At 72.0% G+C, this 23920-nt stretch carries 22 protein-coding genes; 11 read left to right on the plus strand and 11 right to left on the minus strand.

Annotated elements, in window-relative coordinates:
- Positions 1 to 521: 521 nt before the first annotated feature.
- The gene (locus QRN56_RS24090; protein WP_285107577.1) at positions 522 to 1352 is read right to left on the minus strand and encodes an HAD family hydrolase; all 831 of its coding nucleotides are present in this window, start codon (positions 1350 to 1352) and stop codon (positions 522 to 524) included.
- Between the two features lie 274 nt (positions 1353 to 1626).
- On the opposite strand from QRN56_RS24090, the gene QRN56_RS24095 reads away from it, so the two are divergent.
- From QRN56_RS24095 to QRN56_RS24135, 9 genes are all read left to right on the plus strand, one after another.
- Entirely contained in the window at positions 1627 to 2469 is an 843-nt protein-coding gene (locus tag QRN56_RS24095; RefSeq protein ID WP_285107579.1) for a CpaE-like family protein, read from the plus strand.
- Positions 2466 to 3626: a TadA family conjugal transfer-associated ATPase gene (locus tag QRN56_RS24100; RefSeq protein ID WP_285107580.1), complete on the plus strand. Its 1161-nt coding sequence runs from the start codon at positions 2466 to 2468 to the stop codon at positions 3624 to 3626. The genes QRN56_RS24095 and QRN56_RS24100 overlap by 4 nt, the downstream gene beginning before the upstream one ends.
- Positions 3620 to 4762, plus strand: coding sequence for a type II secretion system F family protein (locus tag QRN56_RS24105; RefSeq protein WP_285107582.1), 1143 nt, complete (start codon positions 3620 to 3622; stop codon positions 4760 to 4762). Before QRN56_RS24100 ends, QRN56_RS24105 begins: the two co-directional genes overlap by 7 nt.
- A 185-nt stretch (positions 4763 to 4947) precedes the next feature.
- Entirely contained in the window at positions 4948 to 5166 is a 219-nt protein-coding gene (locus QRN56_RS24110) for a DUF4244 domain-containing protein (RefSeq protein WP_285107584.1), read from the plus strand.
- Between the two features lie 3 nt (positions 5167 to 5169).
- On the plus strand, positions 5170 to 5514 hold the full coding sequence (locus tag QRN56_RS24115) for a TadE family type IV pilus minor pilin (RefSeq protein ID WP_285107586.1): 345 nt from the start codon (positions 5170 to 5172) through the stop codon (positions 5512 to 5514).
- Positions 5511 to 5993, plus strand: a complete 483-nt coding sequence (locus QRN56_RS24120; protein WP_285107588.1) for an Rv3654c family TadE-like protein — start codon at positions 5511 to 5513, stop codon at positions 5991 to 5993. Before QRN56_RS24115 ends, QRN56_RS24120 begins: the two co-directional genes overlap by 4 nt.
- Before the next feature lie 31 nt (positions 5994 to 6024).
- Entirely contained in the window at positions 6025 to 7062 is a 1038-nt protein-coding gene (locus QRN56_RS24125; protein ID WP_285107590.1) for an ABC transporter ATP-binding protein, read from the plus strand.
- Positions 7059 to 7943, plus strand: coding sequence for an ABC transporter permease (locus QRN56_RS24130; RefSeq protein WP_285107592.1), 885 nt, complete (start codon positions 7059 to 7061; stop codon positions 7941 to 7943). Before QRN56_RS24125 ends, QRN56_RS24130 begins: the two co-directional genes overlap by 4 nt.
- A 4-nt stretch (positions 7944 to 7947) precedes the next feature.
- On the plus strand, positions 7948 to 8181 hold the full coding sequence (locus QRN56_RS24135; protein WP_350224606.1) for a helix-turn-helix transcriptional regulator: 234 nt from the start codon (positions 7948 to 7950) through the stop codon (positions 8179 to 8181).
- A gap of 39 nt (positions 8182 to 8220) precedes the next feature.
- Here QRN56_RS24135 and QRN56_RS24140 read toward each other — a convergent pair whose 3' ends face one another.
- The gene (locus tag QRN56_RS24140) at positions 8221 to 10242 is read right to left on the minus strand and encodes a CocE/NonD family hydrolase (RefSeq protein WP_285107594.1); all 2022 of its coding nucleotides are present in this window, start codon (positions 10240 to 10242) and stop codon (positions 8221 to 8223) included.
- 77 nt (positions 10243 to 10319) lie between these two features.
- Positions 10320 to 12926, minus strand: a complete 2607-nt coding sequence (locus tag QRN56_RS24145) for a DEAD/DEAH box helicase (protein ID WP_285107596.1) — start codon at positions 12924 to 12926, stop codon at positions 10320 to 10322.
- A gap of 347 nt (positions 12927 to 13273) precedes the next feature.
- Between QRN56_RS24145 and QRN56_RS24150 the strand changes: the two genes are divergently transcribed.
- A complete protein-coding gene (locus QRN56_RS24150; protein WP_285107598.1) occupies positions 13274 to 16297 on the plus strand; it encodes a hypothetical protein in 3024 nt (1007 codons plus the stop codon).
- A 47-nt stretch (positions 16298 to 16344) separates the two neighbouring features.
- On the plus strand, positions 16345 to 18651 hold the full coding sequence (locus QRN56_RS24155) for a hypothetical protein (RefSeq protein ID WP_285107600.1): 2307 nt from the start codon (positions 16345 to 16347) through the stop codon (positions 18649 to 18651).
- 16 nt (positions 18652 to 18667) lie between these two features.
- Here QRN56_RS24155 and QRN56_RS24160 read toward each other — a convergent pair whose 3' ends face one another.
- The 8 genes from QRN56_RS24160 to QRN56_RS24195 form a co-directional block, all read right to left on the minus strand.
- Positions 18668 to 19216 carry a methylated-DNA--[protein]-cysteine S-methyltransferase gene (locus QRN56_RS24160; protein ID WP_285107602.1) on the minus strand — a complete coding sequence of 183 codons (549 nt, stop codon included), beginning with the start codon at positions 19214 to 19216 and terminating at the stop codon, positions 18668 to 18670.
- A gap of 52 nt (positions 19217 to 19268) precedes the next feature.
- A complete protein-coding gene (locus tag QRN56_RS24165; protein WP_285107604.1) occupies positions 19269 to 19517 on the minus strand; it encodes a DUF6457 domain-containing protein in 249 nt (82 codons plus the stop codon).
- On the minus strand, positions 19514 to 20140 hold the full coding sequence (mobA, locus tag QRN56_RS24170) for a molybdenum cofactor guanylyltransferase (protein WP_285107606.1): 627 nt from the start codon (positions 20138 to 20140) through the stop codon (positions 19514 to 19516). Before mobA ends, QRN56_RS24165 begins: the two co-directional genes overlap by 4 nt.
- A complete protein-coding gene (locus tag QRN56_RS24175; RefSeq protein ID WP_285107608.1) occupies positions 20137 to 21441 on the minus strand; it encodes a molybdopterin molybdotransferase MoeA in 1305 nt (434 codons plus the stop codon). The genes mobA and QRN56_RS24175 overlap by 4 nt, the downstream gene beginning before the upstream one ends.
- A gap of 79 nt (positions 21442 to 21520) precedes the next feature.
- On the minus strand, positions 21521 to 21661 hold the full coding sequence (locus QRN56_RS24180) for a hypothetical protein (RefSeq protein WP_285107610.1): 141 nt from the start codon (positions 21659 to 21661) through the stop codon (positions 21521 to 21523).
- Positions 21658 to 22119, minus strand: a complete 462-nt coding sequence (locus QRN56_RS24185; RefSeq protein ID WP_285107612.1) for a Fic/DOC family protein — start codon at positions 22117 to 22119, stop codon at positions 21658 to 21660. The genes QRN56_RS24180 and QRN56_RS24185 overlap by 4 nt, the downstream gene beginning before the upstream one ends.
- Positions 22112 to 22642 carry an antitoxin VbhA family protein gene (locus QRN56_RS24190; RefSeq protein WP_285107613.1) on the minus strand — a complete coding sequence of 177 codons (531 nt, stop codon included), beginning with the start codon at positions 22640 to 22642 and terminating at the stop codon, positions 22112 to 22114. Before QRN56_RS24190 ends, QRN56_RS24185 begins: the two co-directional genes overlap by 8 nt.
- Positions 22643 to 22702: 60 nt before the next feature.
- Positions 22703 to 23920, minus strand: coding sequence for an MFS transporter (locus QRN56_RS24195; protein ID WP_285107614.1), 1218 nt, complete (start codon positions 23918 to 23920; stop codon positions 22703 to 22705).

Consider the following 23920-nt stretch of genomic DNA (forward strand, 5'->3'; position numbering starts at 1 on the left):
GGCCCGGCCACTGCGGTGGCGAGATCTCGGCCTATCGAGTACGGAATCCGGGAGCATCCTCAAGCCGGGTTCCGCTCTCACCAGCTGGACGGGGTTGACCGTGCACGTCGCTCGCCGTCGATCAGGCTTGCGCCTTTTCGACCCCCAGGGCACGGTCCCTGCCGCCCTGAATACTTGCTGTGAACACAATCACACTGCCTGTCGCTTACAAAAGCAACCTGAACGCAGTGATCTTCACAATTGCCAATTCCTGTCATGTGCGCAATTGCCTGGGAAAATCTTCGGCCTTACCGATCCTTGACCTTTTGCGGCGGCCAGGATGAGGTGGGGTGCGCCCGTCGGATCGGCAGCTGGCCCGCCCTGGTTCGGCAGTGCGCCCGTTGGTTCGGCAGTTGGCATCGAGATCGGCACAGGCCTGTGCCGATCTCGATGCCAACTGCCGACCTCACTGGGCGGTCTGCCGACCTGGGGGCAGTCTCAGAGGCAGCCAGGTGCCGACGGCTGACGTGTACAGGGGTGGCTCAGCGGCGGCGTGCGCGGCGTCGGGCGGCGCGCCAGACCAGCCAGACCGTGACCCCGACCGCCACGGTGCCCACGACCGCGAGGAGCGGGAGGGGTTCGATGCGGGGGCGCAGCGCGATCGGGCGGGTGAACGCCAGTACGCCCCAGCCGGACTGCGTGGCCCGGCGCCTGAGGACCCGGTCCGGGTTGACCACGAAGGCGTGGCCGACCGCGGCCAGCATGGGGGCGTCCGTGATGGAGTCGGAGTAGGCGAAGCTCCGCGCGAGGTCGTAGTCCTCGCTCGCGGCGAGGCGGCGGACGCCCACCGCCTTGTTGTCGCCGTAGTTGTAGAAGTCGATCTCGCCGGTGAAGCGGCCGTCCCGCACCGTCATCTGCGTGGAGAGCACGTGGTCCGCGCCGAGCACCGCCGCGATGGGCCCCACCAGCACGGCGGCCGACGCCGACACCACCACCACGTCGCGGCCGGCCGCGTGGTGCTCCTCGATCAGCTCGACGGCCTCCGCGTAGACGTAGGGGTCGATGAGCTCGTGCACCGTCTCGGTGACGATCTGCCGGACCTTCTCCACGTCCCAGCCGGTCACCAGTGACGAGAGGTGTGCGCGCATCCGCTCGGTCTGGTCGGCGTCGGCGTTGCCGATCATGAAGATGAAGTGGGCATAGGCGCTCCGCAGCACGTCGGCACGCGACAGCAGCCCGCCCGCGAGGAGCGGTCTGGAGAACGCCGCCGACGAGCTGGTGGCGATGATCGTCTTGTCGAGATCGAAGAACGCGGCGGTGCGCTGTGCGCGCGACTGCGGTCGAGAAGCGATCTGGGGCACCTGCTCGGTCACGCGACGAGCCTAGCGGGGCCGTCCGTCGGAGCGGGTGTCCGCGCCGTGATTTCTTCCACCTGGATGAACTCGTCCGCCCGTTCGACAGACCGCCCGCACGGCGGGACGGGCGTCCGAGCCCGACCACAGGGGTCACTTCTCGCCGTTCGTGCACAGCCGCGCCGATGCGGGCCGCACGGGGTGCGGCCCTACGACCAACCTGGTCGCAGAGCCCGGGCGACGTGCCCGGGACGGCCGCCGGACCGGCTGCCGGGCCTGTGTCGGAGGAGGCGTGATGGTCAGCACGACGGGTGGTGCCCGGCCGGAGCCGGGTCGCGTGATCGGGGTGGTCGGGGCGTGCGGTGGAGCGGGCACGTCGGTGGTGGCCGCGTGCGTCGCGCACGGCCTGCGCCGTGGCGGCGAGCGCGCCACGCTCGTCGACCTCGACGCGCACGGGCCGGGTACGGACCTGCTCCTCGGGGCCGACGGCGGACGCGGCGCGCGCTGGCCGGACCTCGTCGAGGCGCGCGGCGAGGTCGACGGGCTGGGCGTGGTGGCGGCGCTGCCCCGCTGGGGCGCGGTACCCGTGCTGAGCGGCACGGCATCGGGGCCGCCGCCGGACGACGACGTGGTGCTCGGCGTCTGCCGCGGCCTCGTGCGCGCCGGCGAGATGCTCGTGCTCGACCTGCCGCGGCCCGGCGCGTGGGAGTCCGCTACCCGTCGGGACGGCGGTGGATCCTCGACCGCGCCGTCGGGCGGCGCCGGAGCCGTGGCCGCGCAGGGTCGTGAGCCTGCGGATGTGCGGAGCGGCGGTGGGCGTGCCGTCCGGGCACTCCTCGCGGCCTGCGAGACGGTGCTGCTCGTCGTCCCGCTGACCCTGCCCGGCGCCGTCGCCGCGCAGCGGGTGCGGGACGCGCTCCGCGCGGCGGACGTGTCCGACGTGCGCGTGGTGGCGCGCGGCCCCGCGCCCGGAGCGGTCGACCCCGACGACATCGCCGCCGCACTTGGGCTGCCCGTGATCGGCGTCCTGGACCGGGACGCGGGACTGGCCCGGGCGATCGAGCGGGGCGAGGGCCCCGCCGTGACGCACCGGACGGTGCTCGGGCGCTTCGCTGCCGATGTGGCGGCCGCCCTGTGACCGCGCTGTCGGTCGAGCCGTCCCTGCTCGACGACGTCCGCGCGCGGCTCGCGACGGGCCGTGCCGGCGCGGGCGCCGCCGTGCGTGCCGCGGTACGGGACTCCGGGCGGGTGCTCGGGTCCGACGCCCTGCGGGAACTGGAGCGGGCGGCCCGGGCCGAGCTCACGGGCGCCGGTCCGCTGCAGCCGCTGCTCGACGCACCCGACGTGACCGACGTGCTGGTCAACAGCCCGCGCGACGTATGGATCGAGCGGGGTGCCGGGCTGGAGCGGGCCGTGGTCGACCTGGGCTCGGCCGCGGACGTGCGGGCGCTCGCCGTCCGCCTGGCGGCGCTCGGGGGCCAGCGCCTCGACGACGCCTGCCCCACCGTCGACGCGCGCCTGCCCGACGGCACCCGGCTGCACGCCGTGCTCGAACCCCTGGCCGAGACGGGCGCCCTGATCTCGCTGCGCGTGCTGCGCACCCGCGCGTTCACGCTCGACGAGCTCGTGGCCGGCCGCGCCCTGCCGCGGCAGTGGGCGGGCCTCCTGCGATCCCTCGTGCGGTGCCGGGCGAACGTGCTGATCAGCGGGGGTACGGGCACAGGCAAGACGACGTTGCTCGCCGCCCTGCTCTCCCTGGTGCCGGACGGCGAACGCGTCGTGACCGTTGAGGAGGCCCGCGAGCTGCGACCCGTCCACCCGCACGTGGTGCACCTGACCGCGCGGCGCCCCAACGTCGAGGGCGCCGGCGCCGTGGACCTCGCCGACCTGGTACGGAACGCACTGCGCATGCGGCCCGACCGGATCGTGCTCGGCGAGTGCCGGGGCGCCGAGGTGCGCGAGGTCCTCATGGCCATGAACACCGGGCACGACGGCGGCTTCGCGACGCTGCACGCCAACGCCGTCGGGGTGGTGCCCGCTCGGCTGGAGGCGCTCGCGGGCCTCGCCGGGATGACCCGGGAGGCGGTGGCCGCGCAGGCGGTGGGTGCGCTGGACGTGGTGCTGCACCTGCGGCGCGGGCAGGGCACGCGGTACCTGGCGGAGATCGGGCTCGTGGGACGCGGCCCGGGCGGCGACCTGGAGGTGCGCACCGCCGGGCGCTGGGACGGCGGCGGCGAGTGGACGACTGACCCGGGCGCGTGGAGCGACCTGGTGGGGAGGTACGGGCCGTGGTGAGGGTCGTGGAGTCGCTCGGCGTGGGCCTGCTCGTCGCGGTCGGCGTCTGGCTGGTGCTGGCGCGCGGCGGCCGGCGGCTGCGTAAGGTGCTCGTCGGACCTGGCCTTGGGGCTGGTTCGGGTCCTGTGCCGCGCGTGGCCGTGGCACCCGATGCCAGTGCGGCCGGCGCGGCGACTGGCCGGTCAGGGCGCGGGGGCACGGGCGGGCGGGCGCCCGGCGGCGACGTCCGGGTGGTCGTGCTGCAGGTGGTCGCGCTGCTCAAGGCGGGCGCGCCGCCCGGCGCGGCGTGGTCGCGTGCCGCAGGGGTGGGCGTCGACCTTGCAGGTGTACCCGACGTCGACGCGCTGTCCCGGGTGCTCGGCTCCCGGCATGCGGCGGCGGTGGTCGCGGCAACCAGGCTCGCGCTCGACGTCGGGGCGCCGCTCGGCCGGGTCCTGGAGCAGGTCGCGGCGACCCTGGTCGCGGAGGCCGAGGCACAGGCCGAGCGAGACACGGCACTCGCCGGGCCGCGGACCACGGGTCGCCTGCTCATGTGGCTGCCGGTCGCGGGTGGGTTTCTCGGGTGGGTGCTCGGCGCCGACCCGGTGGGTACGGCCACGGACGGTGGCGTCGGAACGGCGGCCCTGGTGGCTGGTGCGGTGCTGCTCGTGGCCGGGCGGATCTGGTCGGACCGGCTGGTGGTCGCGGCCGGTGGCGCGGAGCGGTCCGGAGTTGACGTCCAGGTGGTGCTGGAGCTGGTGGCGGCCGCGATGCGGTCTGGAGCAGGTGTGCCGCGCGCGCTCCAGGCGGTGGGGGCAGCAGTTGACGGTCCCGATGGTGAGGTGCTCACCCGCGCGGCTCACGCGCTCGTGCTCGGCGCCGCCTGGGAGCGCGCGTGGGCCCACACCCCGAACGCCCTCTGCCCGGTGGTGCACGCGCTGCGCGGTGCGTGGCTGGACGGCGCCCCGGCGGGCGAGGCGTTGCGGGCTGCCGGGGCAGAGGTGCGGCACGTGCGGACCGCGGCGAGCCGGACCGCCGCGGCACGGCTCGGGGTGCGGCTGGTGCTGCCGTTGGGCGTCTGCTACCTGCCGGCGTTCGTGCTGGTGGGCCTGGTCCCGGTGCTTCTGGCCCTGGGTATCGACCTGCTCACCGGCTGAGGCGGGACAGGGGCGGGCCGGGGTACCGGGCGGCCGGCACCCGACGAGAGATGGAGGACTTCGGCGTGCTCACGCGCGCCGGTGCCGTCCGCCGTACGGCGGACGGGGCCCGTCGAGACGGGCCGTACAGGGTGCCCGCGGGCAGGCCGTGAGGTTCGCGCGCGGGCGGAGCAGGAGGAGAAGACATGACGATCACGACAGCGGTGGCCTGTCCCGAGCCGGACGACCGGTCGCGGACGGATGCCGACGGGCGCGAGTCGGAGAGGGGGCTGGCCACGGCCGAGTACGCGATCGCGACGCTCGCCGCGGCCGCCTTCGCGGGTGCGCTGATGGCAGTCCTCAAGGGCGGTGACGTGAAGTCGATGCTCACGTCGCTCATCCAGTCGGCGCTGACGGCCGGCTGACCCATGGCGGAGCGTGAGTCGGAACGCGGCACGGTGACGGCCGAGCTGGCCCTCGGGCTGCCGGTCGTCGTCCTCGTGCTCGTCGCCGTGCTCACCCTCGTGGCCGCGTCCACGGCGCAGATGCGCGCCCTGGACGCGGCCCGCGCGGGGGCGCGGGCGGTGGCGATCGGGGAGCAGAGCGATGCCGTGGCGGCGGTTGTCGCGCGGGTGGGCGGGCCCGAGGCCGAGATGTCGATCGCGCGGGAGGGCGAGTGGGTGCGGGTGACCGTCACACGCCCGGTCTCGGGTGGCTGGGTGTCCGGTCCGCTGCGGGCCACCGGGACGGCGGCGGCGTGGGTGGAGCCGTGAGGTGCTCGGCGGGTGCCTCGGCCGGCCCCGGGCGGGACGGGGCCGGGCGGTGGGATCCATGGCCGCGTCGTGCGGGACGGTGTCGCCTCGGGAGCGATCCCGAGCGCGGTGCCGGCACCGTCCTGGTGCTCGGGATCGTCGCCGGGGCCCTGCTTCTCGCGGTGGGGATCGCGGCGCTCGGCGCGGCCCAGAACGCGCGTGGCACCGCGCAGGCGGCGGCCGACCTCGGAGCGATCGCCGGTGCGACCGCGCTCCGCGACGGGTTCGACCCGTGCGGTACGGCGGGCGCGGCCGTCGTGCGCAACGGCGCGACGGTCGCGTCGTGCGAGGTGCTCGGCGGAGGAGTGGTGCGGGTCGTCGCGACGCGCGCGGCCGCCGGGCCGGTGGGGGAGTTCGGCGGTGCTCTGGGGCAAGCGCGGGCAACGGCGAGGGCCGGCCCACGGGAAAAGGGGATGACGTGGAACCCCGACGGATCGTAGTATCACTGCTATGGATGGTATGGAGAGTGCGATGACTGCACAGGACCGACCTCCGCCGTCGGGCGACATGGCGCTCGACGTGCGTGACCTACGGATGAGGTACGGGACGAAGGACGTGCTCAAGGGCGTGTCCTTCACGGCGCAGCGCGGCGAGGTCGTCGCCCTGCTCGGGCCCAACGGCGCCGGCAAGACCACCACGATCGAGATCCTCGAGGGCTTCCGCATGCGGTCGGCCGGAGAGGTCTCGGTGCTCGGGCAGGACCCGGCGCACGGCGACGAGGCATGGCGCGCACGGCTGGGCGTCGTGCTCCAGTCGTGGCGCGACCACGGCCGGTGGCGGGTGCGGGACCTGCTCGGATACCTCGCACGGTTCTACGTCCCCTACTCGACCGCCGAGGTGTCGCGGCCGTGGGACGTGGACGAGCTGATCAAGGTGGTCGGCCTCGCCGAGCAGACCAAGGCCAAGGTCCAGACCCTCTCGGGCGGTCAGCGGCGCCGCCTCGACGTGGCCATCGGGATCGTCGGCCGTCCGGAGCTCGTGTTCCTCGACGAGCCGACGGCGGGCTTCGACCCGCACGCCCGGCGCGAGTTCCACGACCTGGTGCACCGCCTGGCCGACTTCGAGAACACGACGGTCCTGCTCACGACGCACGACCTCGACGAGGCCGAGAAGCTGGCCGACCGGATCCTGGTGCTCGACGGGGGTGTGGTCGTCGCCAACGGGTCGGCGGAAAAGCTGGCACGAGAGCTGACCACGCAGGCGGAAGTGCGCTGGACGTCCGAGGGACGCCGGAACATCCACGCGGTGACCGAGGGCGATCCCACCGCGTTCGTCCGCCGGCTGTTGGCAGGCGACCCCGATGTCAGCGAGCTCGAGGTCAAGCGGGCCAGCCTCGAGGACACCTACATGGCACTCGTGCACCGGGCCGAGACCTATCGGCCGGAGTCGGACGGCGCGGTGTCGGACGGCGCAGTGTCGGACGGCGCCGGGCCGGACCACTCCGAGCCGGATCTGGCGGGGGAGGGCCCGACCGACCGGGCCGAGCAGAGCGAGGGAGTGCAGTCATGACCGCGACCGCGACCACCGACAGGCGCACTCAGAACGACGCGCGCTGGGCTGCGGTCCGCGCCGGGCTCACCCGCGGCTGGCTCGAGACCAAGTACTCGATCCTGAGCCCGAGCGATCTCATCTGGATCCTCGCGTTCCCCGTCATCTACGCGGTGGTCCTGCTGTTCATGCGGGGCAGCACCGTCCCCGGCACCGACTTCGCACTGGGTGCGATGGTGCTGCCGAGCCTCGTCGGCATGAGCATCGCGTTCGGCGGGCTCACCGGGCCTGCCAGCACGATCGCCGTCGACCGGGAGGACGGGACGCTGCTCCGGGCCAAGGCGACGCCCAACGGGATGCTGGGCTACCTGGTCGGCAAGATCCTGATGTTCGCGCTGACCACTCTGGTGGGCCTGATCGTCCTGGTCATCCCCGCCGTCACGGTCGCGGGAGAGCTGCGGCTGGACGGCCGCACCTTCCTCCTGCTGGCCCTGATCTTCCTGGTCGGGATGGTCGCCACGGTGCCGATCAGCGTGGCGCTCGGCTCGCTGTTCAAGAGTGCCTCGCAGACGGGGCTGCTGTTCCTGGGGTCGATGCTCCTGATCGTGCCGTCCGGGATCTTCTACCCGATCACGGCGCTGCCCGAGTGGCTGCAGTGGGTGGGGCAGGCGTTCCCCTACTACTGGCTCGGGCTGGGCGCCCGGTCGGCGATGCTGCCCGAGAGCATGGTCACGGCGGAGATCGGCGAGTCGTGGCGCACGTTCGAGATGTTCGCGGTGCTCGGTCTCTGGGCGGTTGTGGGTATGGTGCTCGCGCCGATCGTGCTTCGCAGGATGGCCCGGCGGGAGTCGGGTTCCACGGTGGCGGCGGCGCGGGAGCGTTACATGGCCAAGGGGTACTGAGCTGGTGGGGGAGCAGTCCGACGTCGTCCACAACCGCATAGCGATGCTGCGTGCCGAACGCGGCATCTCGCGGCGGGAGCTCGCCGACGCGCTCGGCGTGCACTACCAGACCGTGGGCTACCTCGAACGGGGCGAGTACAGCCCGTCGCTGTTCCTCGCGCTGCGCATCGCGGAGTACTTCGGCGTGGCGGTCGAGGTCGTCTTCTCGACGACGCCGTTCAAGCGACTGGGCGAGTAGCACCGCGGCGGCGAGAGCCCTCGCCGCCGCGGGCGCGCCTCACCGCGGCACGACCACCCTGGCCTCGGGCAGGAGCGCCGACCGGGTGACGTCGGCAGCGTCCGGCACCAGGCTGTGGCCGGGCGTGAAGCTCGTCATCGGACCGGACACGGGCAGGTTCAGCGCCGTGGAGCCGAGGTCGATCGAGTACTGCGTCGCCGCCCGGTCCACGGTCACGGTGGCGCCCCGGTCGGTGCCCATGACCACGAGCCCGAGCTGGTGCCCGGCGGGGACGACCAGGTCGTTCGTCTGCATCTCGACGGTCACGGTGTGCGTGCCTGCGCCGTCCAGCCGGGCCCAGCCGCGGCCCAGCACCTGGAGCTCCGTGGACCCGATGTTCCGGACCACGTCGCGGTAGCAGGCGTCGTCGACCCCGGCGGACTCGCCGTAGCAGGACTCGGTGCCGAGGGTCGTCGCGCCCTCGCCCCCGGTGAGCACCCGGTCCATCACGCCGTAGTCGACGAGACCCACCGTGATCTGGCCGGTCGACGCCCCGTGGGTGACGGTCGTCGTCACCGACGCCGCGCCCGACAGCCGCAGGTCGTCCGTCAGCGTGCCGGTGCGGAACAGCAGGCGGTTCGGGTTGGCGCCCGCGGTCAGGGCGGTGTTGAAGGTCTGGTTGGGGGCGTTCACCCAGCCGGCGTCGGCCGGCCGGCCGCGTGCGCCGAGCGCGAGGTTGCCGTCCGCGCGCGGCCGCAGCCGGGCGGTGCGGTCCGTGACCGGCCAGGTGTCCGAGGTGACCACCTCGTTCGGCGCTACCTCGACCCGTACCGCGGGCTCGTCGGTGATCCCGTTGTCGACGCCGAGCAGCTCGTGGTCGAACCAGCGGTGCAGGGTGTCGACCCACTCGACCCGGTCCGAGTCGAACGGGTCGACGTGGCCCAGACGGGTGAGCCACAGCTTGCGCTGCACGCCGTGCTCACCGAGCGCCGTCCACCAGCGGGAGAAGTTGGGGGTGTCCACGTTGGTGTCCTGCGCGCCGTGCACCACGAAGACGCTGGCTGTGACCCGCGAGGCGTCGAAGAGGGAGCCGGAGCGGTAGTCGCGCTCGTCCCAGAAGGCGTTGTGCGCGCCGGACGCGTCGTCGCCCGCCGTGTTGAGCGCCTCGGTGATCGCCGAGCAGTCCGTCGCGACGTGCCGGCCCCCGGCCACGTAGCCCATGAGGAACCGCGGATAGTTGGCCGAGAACGGGAGCCCCTGCGCCCGGTCGTAGTCGTACCAGGAGCTGATCGCGCCGATCGGCACGATCGTCTCCAGCCCCTCGACGCCGGTCGCCGCCACGCCGTTGGCGAGCGTGCCGTCGTAGGACTTGCCGATCATGCCGGTCTTTCCCGTCGTCCAGTCGGCGACCACGGGATCCCCGGTGCGTGGGTCCACCGCCATCGCGTTCCCGTTCAGCCAGTCCACGACGGCCTTCACCGAGAGCACGTCGGAGGGCCCGCCGTGGTCGGTGCAGCCCGTGGACCAGCCGGTTCCGGCCATGTCGACCGCGACGTACGCGTACCCCCGCGGCACGAACCAGTTGTCGTAGTACAGCGGGAACAGCGCCGGGTCCCCGGCGGCGTCGTACTGCTTGAGCTCGCTCTCGTTGCCACGGCCGCAGCACGCGTAGTACGGGCTGGCGTCCATCACGACGGGTACCTCGGCGACGCCGTCGAGCTCGGCCGGGCGGATGATGTCGGCGCGGATCTCCTCGGCGTCGCCGTCGCCGTCCAGGTCCGGCGCGATCACGTTCACCGACTCGCGGATCGCGCCGGCGTAGTCGTAGACGGGGGCCGTGACGCCGTCGTCGAGGACGTACGGGGCGTCGGCCGACCCTGCCGACAGCGCCCCGGCGGCGTCGGGAGACGTTCCGGCGGGAACCGCGGCGGCCGGTGCCTCGGTCGCGGCGACGACCCCGCCCGGAACCTCACCGGCGGGATCCGCTGCCGCGGGAACCGTGCCGGCCGCAAGGGCCAGTCCCGTGAGTGCGGCGACGGCGGCTGCGGCGACCTGCTTCGCCCGGACGTGGTGGACTCGCATCGGCGTGCTCCCTCGCGACGAACGGCCTGGTCCCGGGGAACATATCGGGTGAATGTCGCATACGGAAGACTCCTCCGTTACGACCCGGTAAGCGCCGCCCGCGGGTCGTGGGAGAGCACTGCGTCCAGCAGCCGCACCGCGGCGTCCTTGTCGAGCGGCGCGTTGTAGTTGCCGCACTTGGGCGACTGCACGCACGCCGGGCAGCCGTCCGCGCAGGGGCAGGCGGCGATCGCGTCGCGGGTGGCGCGCAGCCAGGTCGCGCCCAGGTCGTAGGCCCGCTCGGCGAAGCCCGCGCCGCCGGGATAGGCGTCGTAGACGAACACCGTGGCCTCGCCGGTGTCGGGGTGCAGCTCGGTCGAGACCCCGCCGAGGTCCCAGCGGTCGCATGTCGCCAGCAGCGGCAGCAGTCCGATCGACGCGTGCTCCGCGGCATGCAGCGCGCCCGGCGCCTGCTCGGGCGAGATGTCTGCCGCCCGCAGCACGAACTCCGGCACCGACCACCAGACCGCGACCGTCCCGAGGGTGTGCTCCGGCAGCTCGAGCTGCTCCGTGCCCAGCACCTGCATGTCCGGGACGCGGCGGCGCTGGAAGCTCACCACCTGCGACGTCACCTCCACCGGGCCGAGGCCCCACGTCACGGGTCCCCACTCGCGGGTGACCAGGTCGCGGCCCGGCCCGTCGTCCTCCTGTGCCGTGGCGGCACCGTCACCAGGAGACTGGTCCCACCCCTCGATCGCCACCGACATGACCGAGCGCGACCACGTCCCGTAGTCGAGCCGCCGCCGCTGCACGACGGCGGTGTGGTCGGTCAGGTCCAGGTGCGTCACCACGTAGGTGGTGCCCTGGTGCACGTAGACGGCGCCGTCGTGCACCTGACCGTCCGCCGAGGCCGCGTCGACCGTGCCGAGCATCCGGCCGGTCCCCTGCTCCACCACGCGCACGGGCGTGCCGCCCGCGCCGCGCAGGTCGGTCAGGCCCGCTGCGGGCTGGTGGTGGGTCCAGTACCACCCGGAGGTCCGACGCCGGAGCGCGCCGCGGGCGACGAGCACGTCCAGGATCCCGCGCACGTGGCCGGCGTCGCCGAATGCCGCGAGGTCCTCGGACCGCAACGGGGCCTCCTGGGCCGCCGCGCACAGGTGCGGGGCCAGGACGTGCGGGTTCGCGGGATCGAACACCGTCGCCTCGAGCGGGGCGTCGAACACTGCCTCCGGATGGGTCACGAGGTAGGTGTCGAGCGGGTCCTCGCGCGCCACGAAGGCGACCAGGCCGTCCGCCCCGGCCCGCCCCGCGCGGCCCGCCTGCTGCCACAGCGACATGCGGGTGCCGGGCCAGCCTGCGATGAGCACCGCGTCGAGGCCGGAGATGTCCACGCCCAGCTCCAGCGCGTTGGTGGTCGCCAGGCCGAGCAGCTTCCCCGTGCGCAGGTCCTGCTCCAGCTCGCGGCGCTCCTCCGGAAGGTAGCCGCCGCGGTAGGCGGCGATCCGGCGGGCAGCCTCGGGCGCGGCGTGGCGCAGATGGTCGCGGGCCTGCTGGGCCACGGACTCCGCCCCGCGCCGCGACCGGGTGAACGCGAGGCTGCGGGCGCCGGCCTCGGCGAGGTCGGCCAGCAGGTCGGCGACCTCCGCGGTGGCCGACCGGCGCGGGTGCTCCGGCGGTGCTTCGGTCGCGACGGGCTCGGCCTCCTGGTCGTCGCCGGGCAGCGCCCAGGGGTCGGGCTCCTGGGGGTCGGCACGTCGCATCGAGGTCGGCTCGTCCCTGGACCGATCTCGGTGCGAGCTGCCGACCTCGGCGTCGTCACCGTCCACAGGCGGGCGCCAGGAGGCGATCTCCGGCGGCTGCCACAGGAGCACGGTCCGGCGGCCCGAGGGCGAGGCGTCCTCGGTGACGGCCGCGACGTCGTCGGGCGACACCCCGATGAGGCGGGCCGCGCTGACGGCGGGCGCCGCCGTCGTCGCCGAGGCGACCACGAACGTGGGCGAGCCCTCGCCGTACCGCGCCGCGAGGCGCGCGAGCCGGCGCAGCACCAGCGAGACGTGCGCGCCGAAGACGCCGCGGTAGGCGTGCCCCTCGTCGACGACGACGTACCGCAGCCCCTTGAGCAACCGTGACCAGCGACGATGGTTGGGCAGCAGGGCGTAGTGCAGGAAGTCGGGGTTGGTGAGCACGACGTCGGCGTGGTCCTGGACCCAGGACCGCTCCTCGCGCGAGGTGTCGCCGTCGCAGGTGGCGACGCGGACGTCGCGCGTGCCCGCCGCGTCGAGCACGCGTTCCAGCGCGCTGAGCTGGTCGGCGGCCAGCGCCTTGGTGGGGCTCAGGTAGATGGTCGTGGGCCGCACGTGCGCCGACGCGATGTTCCCCGGGTCGAGGATCGCGGTCGCCGCCGCGGTCCGCACCGCCGACAGCGCGGGCAGCCAGAAGGCGAGCGACTTGCCCGACCCCGTGGACGTGGCCAGGGCGGTGTGCCGACCCCGGTGGACCAGGTCGGCGGCCACGGCCTGGTGCGTCCACGGCCGGTCGACACCGAGCTTCCGGTACCCCTGCACCACGGTCGCGTCCGCCCAGTCGGGCCAGTCCACGTGCTCGGCCGTGCGCTCCGGGAAGGTGCGCGACGCCGTCAGCCGCTCGGCGCGCGCGCCACCGGCGAGGAGCACGTCGAGGAGGGGGTGGGTGGGGACGTCGGGCACGGAGGACAGTGTCGCATCGGGTGGCGGGCGGCGAGGAGACCGGTCTTGGTTCCTCGCTGTCCAAGGAACGTGTGCGCTCTGGTCATGCATCGGTGCTGTTCTTTGCGTGGGACGCATTTCACCCGGGGATTCACCTGTTGAATGACGGTTTTGTGGCTTCTCAGGCGATACATTCCGAACGCCATCCTCTCCACTCCACCCGGAGCGCAGCCATGTCATGGTCGTTCGGAGATCGCTCCCAGTTGCGACGAGCGTTCTCATCACTCCTTGCTTTCGGCGCTGCGGGTGCCCTCGTCGTCGGGCTGGCAGTAGAGCCTGCCGCCGCAACAGCTGTTGCAGATGCATCCGTGGAGACGCCCCGCTTCATTCAGGAGGGCACCCGGGCAGACAACGGCGGCCAGGCAGTGCCATGGGGCGCCGGTCTGGGCCTCAGGGCCGACGACGACACTACTTACGCATGGGAACTGCCTCCCGGTGTGACGCACACAGCGGTCTCGACCGGCGGCACGGGAAGTGCTGGGATCACAATGTTCTTGCGCAGCGACGGCCGAGTCGTCGGGTTGGTGGACGACGATCGACAGTCGCAACCCGTGGTTCCCGAGCTTCCCGACGGCCTTGAGTACACGGCGGTGTCCGCAGGACAGAACGGGGCGAGCTTCCTCCTTCGGTCAGACGGTGCGCTCGTCACGGTGCTCCGGCCAAGCGTGCCGACGCCCCAGGTGCCGGCTCTGCCTGCCGGAATGTCCTACAGCGCGGTCGACGTCGGGCTGGCTGGTGCCTATGCAGTCAGGTCGGACGGGCAGATTGTCGGCATCAAAGCCGGGTGGTCCAGTTCACTCCCCTTGACGTGCACCGATGCGTTCATTCCGCCGGCGGGACTCAAGTACACGGCTGTCAATGCCGACCATCTCAGCTGGGCCGCGGTTCGTTCAGACGGCGCTGTCGTGTACTGCCGCTACGGCAACAGCAGCGCCCAGGTTGTCACGCCGGCCGCGGGCACTCGTTTCGTGGGCGTTGACGTTGCGCGCGGCCCGGATGGCAACGCTCAGGGGTTCGGGTACGCCCTGCGCGACGACAACGTCATCGTTGGTTTCGGGTCCGCTCCCGAGCCCGCTGCTGTCCCGGTCGGACGAGCTGTGGTAGGCCTTTCCGCACACGTCACGTACCCCAGCGCGGAGCATGGTTCTGGCGGCGCTGCGGTTCTCGACGACGGGACGCTCCTGACGTGGGGTGGAGCCGAGGCCGCTCCGCCGCCCGACCTTCCCGGCCCGCTCGGTGCGGTCGCTGTCTCCGAGTACGGATCGGCGAAGTGGCTCATCCGAGCTGGCAACGCGGCAGCGGTCGAGCTGGAGGTCACGTCACCCACCACCGTCGACTACAACCAGTTGACCGACGTCGAGGTGGCTGTCAGGACAGCGGACGGGACTTCGCCATCCGGCTGGGTGCGATTCGGAGACGTGCGCGATGACGGCACCACGTCGTGGGGAGCTCCCAAGAAGGTCGTGGATGGTCGCGTGGCGTTCACATTTCGGGCTTCGCCGGCGGGCACCTACCACCGCGCGTTGAGGTTTGACGGCCCGCCCTTCACGACCGCCGTGCTTCCGGTCGATTTCGTCGTGCGGTCGCAAAGCCCCTCGACGCTGACTGTCGACATGCCCGAGTCCTGGAGCGTGGGTGAGTCCGGCGTTTACGTGCAGACCCACGTGACGGCCGAAGGCGGGGCCTCGACCGAGGGCGGCTCGCTCAGGGTGATCGCTGAGGCCACCGGCGAGGCACTGAGCACAAGCCCCTATCAGGGGAGCCTGAGGATCGATACGAGCGTGCTCCCCGTCGGTGGCAGGCAGCGGGTCCGTGTCGACTATCGGTCCGAGGGACCGGCTGCTTCGACATCATGGGTGGGCACGGTGACGGTCCTGCCCACGCCAGAGACAGTGACGACCGCACAGTCCGAACTGGTCGTCGACTATGCGGACTACAGCGCACTGCTCGGCATCGGCGTGTCGGTCAGGACCCGCGACGGCTCACGTCTGGGGGTTGGCAGCTTTGAGATCCTTGCTGCGGACGACACGGTGCTGGGTTCGTCCGGTCAGCTCCGGGACGACGACTCCGGTGTTCTGACCGACTTGGTGTATGTGCATCTCGACGAGATGCCGCCTGGCGAGCACCCGGTCACGGTTCGCTGGGTTCCGACGCCCGACTGGGACCTCGCTCATCCCACGGGCGAGACGCTGCCTTCCCAGTGGTCCGGGACACTGACCATCCGCAAGGCCCCTACCTCGACACGTGTTGCCACCTCGAACAGGTTCGAGTACGGCCGGGACACCTCCGTCGGCGTCACGGTCGTTCCCAGCACCATCACGGATGTCGAAGGCGAGCTCGTGGCCAAGATCGATGGTGTGGAGGTCGGTCGCGCCGACCGTACTGGTACCTCGGGCGCCAGCGTGTCCGTTCCGGTGCTGCTGAGTGGTGTGTCGGCGGGTACTCATCAACTTGAGATCTCGTACCTCGGATCGGATCGCCTGAAGCCGTCCGCTGTTTCCCAGCAGATCGAGGTGGTTCGAGCAGCTTTCTCGGCTCCTGCCGTCACGATCGTCGGGACAGCCCAGGTCGGCGCAACGCTCACCGCGAACCGAGGAACGTGGACACCGGTCCCTTCCTCGACGACTTATCTGTGGATGGCCGATGGTGCACCGATCGCCGGCGCCGCGACGTCGAGTCTCACTGTTCCTGAGTCAGCGCTGGGCAAGCGAATCAGCGTGGCCGTGACCGGGGCTCGCGCGAACTATACGAACCTGACGCGAACGAGCACCCCGACGGAGCCGGTCCTTGGGGTGTTCACCCCGTCCAGGCTGCCCTCCGTCGCCGGCACCGTCCAGGTTGGCAAGACCCTGACCGCGAACCGGTGGACCTGGACCCCGACGCCGACGACGGTGAAGTACCAGTGGCGTGTTGACGGCAAGGCGGTCTCGGGTGCGACCTCGAAGACCTGGACGGTCCCGGCGTCGGCCAAGGGCAAGAAGGTGTCCGTGGCGATCACGGGCTCGACGACGGGTTACACCTCCAAGACCCTCGTGAGTCCCACGACGGCGGCCGTGAAGGCAGGTGCGTTCGTCGCGCCGGCGACCAAGATCACGGGCACGACCAAGGTCGGCTCCACGCTCAAGGCCGTGCGCGGGACCTGGACCCCGCAGCCGTCCACGGTGAAGTACCAGTGGAAGGTCGGCGGTGTCGCGGTCAAGGGCGCGACGAACTATTTCTTCAAGGTACCGGCATCGGCGAAGGGCAAGCGTGTCGCCGTCGTGGTCACCGGTTCCAGGACGGGCTACGTGACCAAGACCGTCACCAGCGCGCTGACGAGTGTGATCCGTTGATGCGGTTCGCAGGGCCTTCAGGTAACCCCACGAGCGAGGAGACATCCATGCGCCAAACGGACAAGGGCACGTCACATCGCGCGCCGATGCCGGCATTCATCGCAGGAGCGGTGACCACCGCGCTGATCGCTGCGGCGTTCCCGGTCACGGCGTCGGCGCAGGAAGCGCCCCGCACCGAGCCCGCCGGGAACCAGGAGGCCGAGAGCACCTACATCGACGGTTTCGTGCAGGAGGGAACGCCCGCGCCGGTCGGCGGGCGCTTCATCCAGCTCGATCCGTTCTCCATCGAAGGCCCGTCGTACTCGATGACCAAGGGCGGCGGATATCCGTTCGCCGGCGAGATGCGCGTCGAGGACGGCGTGCTGGACACGGCGTTCGTCTCGTCGGCCCGGTACGCGGCGGTCTACCGGAGCGATGGCTCGATCGAACAGTTCGACGAGTCCGGCTACTGGATGCCGGACGTGCCGGCAGAGAGCGGCGTCCTCAGCATGGCGGGCAGCTCGAGCTTCGGGTCCGCCTTCGTCGTGACGGGTGACGGCGAGCTCACGACCAACTACTGGGAGTGGCAGCAGATCCTTCCGGAGGATCCGCAGGGTCTCGGCTACTCCGCCGTCGCCGCGGGCGACGACCTGTTCTATGCGATTCGCGGCAACGGCGAGGTCGTCGGATTCGCCAAGCCTGTCGACGAGTCGCGACTCAGGTGTCAGGACCACTGGGTCCCGGCCGAGGGGACGCACTACACGGCAATCAGCGCGGCGGGCGGGAGCTGGATGGCGCTGCGGTCCGACGGCGCCGTCGTGACCTGTGGTTATGCGGAGGGGGCAGATCCCTACGTCGGCGAGGTCCACGCCGCGCCGGCCGGTTCCACGTACGTGGGAGTCGACGCCGGCCGGATCTACGGACTGGCGACGTCCAGCGCCGGCGCTGTTTCTGTGATCGGTACCACCGACCTGGTCCCGCCGCAGCCGCCGGCCGGGACCCAGGTGGTGGGGCTATCCGCGGGAGCTAGGACTGGGGCATACATCCTGAGTGACGGCTCCCTCACGACGTGGGGCGAGCCACTACGACTGCCGGACTTTCCCACCGGCACCGATCGGTTCATCGCCATCAGCGAGACCGCAACCGGTGACACGTACGCGATCTGGGCGCACGAGGTTTTGGACCTGGACATCGAGGTGACGGTCCCCGCCAGCGTGCGGATCGGGCAGCGGGTCGATGCCGAGGTCGAGGTCACGTTCGACGGCACGTACCGCCCGGAAGGGCGGCTCTGCCTGGTGGACCTCGGCGAGTCGACCGATGCGCAGTGCGCCTTTCCGCTGACTGACGGGACGGCCACCATCCCGATCGAGACCGATGTGAGCATGTCGAGCACGGTGCAGCAGCCGGGCACCAGGGAGTTCGGCTTCGGCTTCATCAATCCGCTCGGACGGTTCACATACACGACCGCCACCTTCGAGGTGCTCCCGCCCGCAGCCACTGAGCTGACGGCTACGGTTCCTTCGACCTACCGGCCGGGCTCCGCGGTCACGGCCACCTTCGAGCTCGACGTCGAGGACGACACGGTCCCTGCCGGGTCGGTTGTTCTTCGGGCGATCATCGGCGAGGACGACGACGACCTGGGATACACCGACGACGACGTGAACCTTGGTTACACGCGCATCGAGTCGACCGATCCAGCAGTGATGACGATCGACTCGAATGCCTTGCCGGACGGCCAGTACGCGCTGAAGGCGAAGTACGGGCCTGACATGGGTTCGGGCTGGTACGCCCCGACCGCTCCCGCGCAGTGGCGAGGAACGCTGACCGTCGGGTCGAACTTCGTGCCCTCCCGGTCCCCCTCCATCGCCGGCACCGTTCAGGTCGGCAAGACCCTCACCGCCAACCGGTGGACCTGGACCCCCACGCCCACGACGGTGAAGTACCAGTGGCGCCTCGACGGCAAGGCGGTCTCCGGCGCGACCTCGAAGACCTGGACGGTCCCGGCGTCGGCCAAGGGCAAGAAGGTGTCGGTCGCGATCACGGGCTCGAAGACGGGCTACACGACCAAGACCCTGGCGAGCCCCGCGACGGCGGCCGTCAAGGCCGGTGTCTTCGTGGCGCCGGCGACCACGATCACGGGCACCGTCAAGGTCGGTTCCACGCTCAAGGCGGTGCGGGGCACGTGGTCCCCGCAGCCGTCGACGGTGAAGTACCAGTGGAAGGTCGGCGGCGTCGCGGTCAAGGGCGCGACGAACTACTTCTTCAAGGTGCCGGCCTCCGCCAAGGGCAAGCGGGTCGCCGTCGTGGTCACCGGCTCACGCACCGGCTACACGACGAAGACCGTCACCAGCGCACAGACCAGCGTGGTCCGCTGAGCGCGCCTGGGGCAGCTCACAGGTCGAAGAGCGTGGGCTGCTCCAGGTAGACGCCCTCCTTCTCCAGCATGCGCAGCTTGGTGCGCGGGCCGCCGCGGGCCGAGAAGCCGCCGATGCGGCGGCCCGCGGCCAGCACGCGGTGGCACGGCACGATGGGCGGGAACGGGTTGCGGCCCATCGCCTGGCCCACGGCCTGGGCGGCGCCCGGCGCGCCGAGCTCCGTGGCCACCTCGCCGTACGTCCGGGTCTCGCCCGGCGGGATGGCGCGCACGATCTCGTAGACGCGGCGGTCGAAGTCGGGCACGGCGCTCATGTTCAGGGGGACCTCCGCGAGGTCCCCCTCGCCGTCCTCGAGCAGGTGCTTCAGCGCCTCGACGGTCGGCGCGACCGGGGCGGGCGAGGCCTCGACGGCACCCGGGTACCAGCCGCGTACGGCACCCCGTACCTGGTCGGCGCTGCCGTGGGGCAACGTCGAGCCGACGATCTCCGCGTCCTCGTTCCAGACGAGCGCGCACTCGCCGATCGCGGTGGGGACCACCGCGAACTCGAGCCTGTTCCGGTCCATGCGTCACACGATAGGCCGCGCCACTGACACTGCCGCGACCGCGTCGGAGAGGTCAGTCGGTGGTCCAGCGGGCCGCCAGGTCGGTCGCCTTCTGCGTGGGATCCGGTTCGGCGACGAGCGCGCCGGCCGCTGCCAGGCCGTCCGCGTAGCCGACGGCGTAGGTGGTCAGCGGGGCCGCCGGACGCTCGACGGCATGCGCGGCGTCCCGGGCGAGGTCCAGCACCTTCTTCATGTCGATGGTGCCGGTGGGGAGGCCGAGCTCCGACTCCAGGTCGGAGATCCACTGCTTGAGGTCTGTCATCTCACGTCTTTCCGGTAGCGGGCCACGTCGGCGGGGGTGTCGATGTCGTCGCTCCAGCCTGCCGGGTCCGGCACCTCGGTGCACCGGAGCGCGCCGACCAGCCGCTTCATCGGCGCCCCGTCCGTCTCGATCCCGTCCAACGCCTCGTCGAGCGCCGCGCGGCGGTACAGGCCGACCAGCCACTGCGCCCGACCCCCGCGCACCAGGTAGGCGCCGTCCGCCGGTTCACGTGAAACGGCCTCCTCCAGGTGGGCGATCGCCCGCGCGGCGCGCGGCACGTCCACCGCCAGGAGCAGCACCCACGGCGCACCCGGGTCGGGCAGGGCGCGCAGCCCGGCGGCGAAGCCCGCCACGGGCCCGCCGAACGGCGGGTCCTCCCTGGTCAGGAGGGGGGTGGGCCCGGCATAGCCCGACGCCGGATCGCGTGCCGGGAGCGCACGCGCCAGCTCCGGCGGTCCTACGACCACGACACGGCGAGCCCGCGCGCTCGCCGCGAGCGCACGGTCGAGCAGCCGGGTCCCGCCCACGACCAGGCCCGCCTTGGAGGTGCCGTCCAGCCGGGAGGCCCGGCCGCCGGCCAGCACGACGGCGTCGTACCCGACCCGGGGAGCGGCCCTGGTCATCGCAGCATCAGCACCTGGACGACGTCGCCGGCCCGCACCTTCTCGACGTCCGGCGGCACGAGGGCGAGGGCGTCGGCGGCGGCGAGCGCGGACAGGGAGTGGTGCGATCCGGCGGGCTCGACCCCGCCGTCGACCCACCGCACCGGCAGCACCTGGAGCCGGCCCGCGGGGCTGGACCAGGCCGTGGCGGCGCGGAGGGAACGGTGGGCGTGGCCGAGGGGGTAACGGAGAGGTAGCAGTGCTCGCTCAGCGTTACGTGCCTGGCCGGGTAAGCCTTCCGCCGCGCCCCCGAGGCCCCGGAGCCGGTCGATCGCCGGCCGCGCGAACAGCTCGAACGACGCGTAGGCGCCCACCGGGTTGCCGGGCAGGGCCAGCCACGGGACGCCCCGCCAGCGGGCGAGCGCCTGCGGCTTGCCGGGCGACATCGCGACGCTCGCGACGTCGGCGTCCGACACCCCGCCCGCCTCCGGACCCGATGCCGCCAGCACCTCGCGCACCACGTCCGCCGCGCCGGCCGAGACGCCGCCGGCGGTCACGATCAGGTCGGTGCCACCGACGGACGCCGCGTCGAGCGCGGCGCGCAGCGCCGCGGCATCATCGGACACCGGCCCGAGCCGGACGACGTCGGCCCCTGCCGTCCTGGCCGCCGCCGCGAGCATCGGGCCGTTGGAGTCCGTGATCTGACCCGGGCCGAGCACCCCGCCGACCGGCACCAGCTCCGAACCCGTGGAGATCACGGCGACCAGCGGCCGCCGTCGGACGGCGACACGCATCGTGCCTGACGCCGTCAGTGCACCCACCGCCGCCGCCGTCACCTCGCTCCCGGCCCGCGCCAGGAGCTCGCCCCGGCCGACATCCTCGCCCGCGGCGCGGACGTGCGGTCGTGGCCTGCGGGCCAGCGTGACCGAACCCTCTTCCCGGGCCGCCCCGGCGACGAACCGGCCCGTCGAGGTGTGCTCCACGGGGATCACGGCGTCCGCCCCGGGTGGGAGCGGGGCGCCGGTCATGATCCGCACGGCCTGTCCCGGCCCGATCCCGGCCCCGGAACCGGAGCCCGCGGCGACGTCGCCCGTCACCTGGAGCGTCACCGGTGCGCCGTCGGCCGGGAGGTCCGCCAGCCGCACGGCGTACCCGTCCATCGCGGCGCTGTCGAAGGGCGGCACGGCCACTCTGGCGTGCAGGTCCTCGGCGAGGACCGCGCCGTCGGCATCCGTGAGGTCCAGCGAGACGACCGGCAGTGGCCCGACGAGCGCGAGCACGCGCTGGACGTGCTCCGTGACGCTCCGCAACCCGGACTCCATGGGACGACGCTAGACGAAGGGCGTTCGGACGGGGTTACCTGTGCCTCACAACACGGCACCGTTTCCTGTGAGCACGGAATCATTCGGCGTCGTTCGTGATGCGATCGAACAGTTTGCGCAGGGGATCGAGGTCGCGGTTCTCGTCGGCCGCGCGGCAGGCGGAGTCGTTCTCCTCGCCCTGGACAGCGCGCCAGTCGAGGTCGTATCCCGCGGCGCTCACCACCCTGCTCCAGAAAAGACGCTGCGTACGCCCGTTCCCTCGCGGAACGGGTGCAGATAGTTGAACTGGTCGTAGTGGAAGGCAAGCCGCTCGACCAGTCGCTCACGCGGCATGCCGCGGAGGAATCCGTCTTCCCGGAGTGCCTCCGCTGCGTAACCGGCAGCCCGCTCGATCATTCCGACGGGCACGAAGAACTCCGCGCCGGCGACGTTCTTGCGGATATCGACGGTGCGGATCCTCCCCGCCCAGTCGTAGACGTCCTGGAACAGGTGACGATGGATGGCACAGAGCTCGGCAAGATCGTTGGTGGCCTTGATCCCGCGCGTCTGTATCTGCGTCGCGCGGGCCAAGGTGAGGTCAGCTTCGGCTTCGTTCAACGCGTCCTGAGACGAGATGCCCAGGTGATTGCGCAGGATGCCGGAGTCCGGGTCGGTGTAAGGATCGCGGAACTCACTCAAGGCCGTACCGGGCCCGCGTGATCCTGACGAGCTCGTCCTCGTCGATCTTGCCGCTCACATAAGCGACGGCGTCTGCGCGTGCGGCCGCCGTGACCTGAAGGCCTTCCATCTCGTTGCTGTGTATTGCCTCCTCGACGATCCGCTGCCTCTCGGCGCGGCGCAGGGTCCGGTAGGCGATCACGTCGACCATCGCAACGCGGCGATAGGTGTTGACCTTGGTGAACGGGATCTGCCCGGACTCCAGAAGCTTGACCAACGTTGGCCGCGAGACACCAAGGATGTCGGCGGCTTCCTGGGTGGTGAGCATGCGCGCGCGGTCCACGATCGTGACGGAGCTGCCCGTTCGCAGCGACTTCGCTGCGCTGTCGAGAAGGCGCCGAAGCTGGTCGGGCAGGTCCACGGCGACACCGCTCTCCGTCTGGAGCGTTACGTGACCGGGGCGCGCGAGAAGGTCACCGACCTGTTCCAGGACATCCAGGCTCTCCACGGTCGGCAGGACCGTGTTCTCGTCGATCATCGACATGACAACCACGGTAAGTCGAAAAAGTCGAAACGGCTAGGCCGATCGATCTCGGACCAGCATTCAGGCCCGCGCCCCCCGGCGCACCGGCCCGAGCGTGAACAGCAGCGTCGCCAGGCCCGTGGCCGCGAGCAGCGCGAACCCCATGCCGTAGTCGCCGTTGAGCTGGTAGACCGCGCCCATGATCAGGGGTGGCACGAACCCGCCGAGCCCGCCGGCCGCGCCGACGATGCCGGTCACCGCACCGACCTTGTCGGCGGGGGCGACCTTGGCGACCAGGGCGAACGTGGCGCCCGAGGACGCGCCCAGCGCCGCGGCGAGCCCGAGGAACGCGATGGTGCCCACCGGGACGAGCCCGGGCTTGAACGCCACGACAGCGGCCAGCACGGTCACGGCGGCGAAGCACCAGACCGACACGTTCACGGGTCCTAGCCGGTCGGACAGCATCCCGCCGACCGGGCGCATCACCACGGCGAGCACCACGAACCCGGCGGTGCGGGTCGCGGCGTCGGTGGCGGTGAGGTCGTAGGCGTTGGCGAGGAACGTCGGCAGGTACACGCTGAACGCGACGAACCCGCCGAACCCGACCGCGTACAGCCAGGCGAGCTCCAGGGTCGCGGGCAGCTTGAGCAGGGACCAGGTGCGCGCCAGCATGCCGCCGGTGGCGCCGGCGGTGCGCCCCGGGGCGTCGCGGAGCAGGAACCATGAGGCGATCGCGAAGACCGCCAGGATCGCGGCGACCAGCACGAACGGCGCCCAGCGCCCGTAGGCTTCGGCCAGCGGCACGGTGGTGAACGACGAGACGGCCGTACCGCCCATCCCGACCCCGAAGATCCCCAGGGCGGTGCCCCGCCGCTCGGGAGCGAACCACGCGTTGACGAACGGGACGCCGATCGCGAAGGTCGTGCCGCCGAGGCCCAGGAGGAACCCGCCGACGATCAGCGCGGCGTACGAGTCGGCGACGAGCCCCACGAACAGCACCGGGACGATCGTCAGCGCGCTCACGAGCGGGAACATCGTCCGGGCCCCGAACCGGTCGGTCAGGGCGCCCACGGGGATCCGGCCCACGGACCCGACGAGCACGGGGACGGCCACGAGCACCGACTGCTGGATCTCCGACAGGGTGTACTCGACCCCGTACGCCTTGCCGAGCGGGCTGATCAGGGCCCAGGCCCAGAAGTTCACCGCGAAGCCCACGGTGGCCAGAGCGAGCTGCACGCTCGACGACGTGCCGCTGGTCTCGGCCCGGCGGCTCGCCCGGGTCGGTGGTGCCTGCGCCAT

The organism is Promicromonospora sp. MEB111, from assembly GCF_030209445.1.
GTDB lineage: Bacteria > Actinomycetota > Actinomycetes > Actinomycetales > Cellulomonadaceae > Promicromonospora.

Coding starts and splice junctions, on each gene's coding strand:
- QRN56_RS24095 (WP_285107579.1), top strand. CDS start 1,627: ATGGTCAGCACGACGGGTGGTGCCCGGCCGGAGCCGGGTCGCGTGATC.
- QRN56_RS24110 (WP_285107584.1), top strand. CDS start 4,948: ATGACGATCACGACAGCGGTGGCCTGTCCCGAGCCGGACGACCGGTCG.
- QRN56_RS24115 (WP_285107586.1), top strand. CDS start 5,170: ATGGCGGAGCGTGAGTCGGAACGCGGCACGGTGACGGCCGAGCTGGCC.
- QRN56_RS24125 (WP_285107590.1), top strand. CDS start 6,025: ATGACTGCACAGGACCGACCTCCGCCGTCGGGCGACATGGCGCTCGAC.
- QRN56_RS24130 (WP_285107592.1), top strand. CDS start 7,059: ATGACCGCGACCGCGACCACCGACAGGCGCACTCAGAACGACGCGCGC.
- QRN56_RS24140 (WP_285107594.1), bottom strand. CDS start 10,242: ATGCGAGTCCACCACGTCCGGGCGAAGCAGGTCGCCGCAGCCGCCGTC.
- QRN56_RS24155 (WP_285107600.1), top strand. CDS start 16,345: ATGCGCCAAACGGACAAGGGCACGTCACATCGCGCGCCGATGCCGGCA.
- QRN56_RS24160 (WP_285107602.1), bottom strand. CDS start 19,216: ATGGACCGGAACAGGCTCGAGTTCGCGGTGGTCCCCACCGCGATCGGC.
- QRN56_RS24165 (WP_285107604.1), bottom strand. CDS start 19,517: ATGACAGACCTCAAGCAGTGGATCTCCGACCTGGAGTCGGAGCTCGGC.
- mobA (WP_285107606.1), bottom strand. CDS start 20,140: ATGACCAGGGCCGCTCCCCGGGTCGGGTACGACGCCGTCGTGCTGGCC.
- QRN56_RS24175 (WP_285107608.1), bottom strand. CDS start 21,441: ATGGAGTCCGGGTTGCGGAGCGTCACGGAGCACGTCCAGCGCGTGCTC.
- QRN56_RS24190 (WP_285107613.1), bottom strand. CDS start 22,642: ATGTCGATGATCGACGAGAACACGGTCCTGCCGACCGTGGAGAGCCTG.
- QRN56_RS24195 (WP_285107614.1), bottom strand. CDS start 23,920: ATGGCGCAGGCACCACCGACCCGGGCGAGCCGCCGGGCCGAGACCAGC.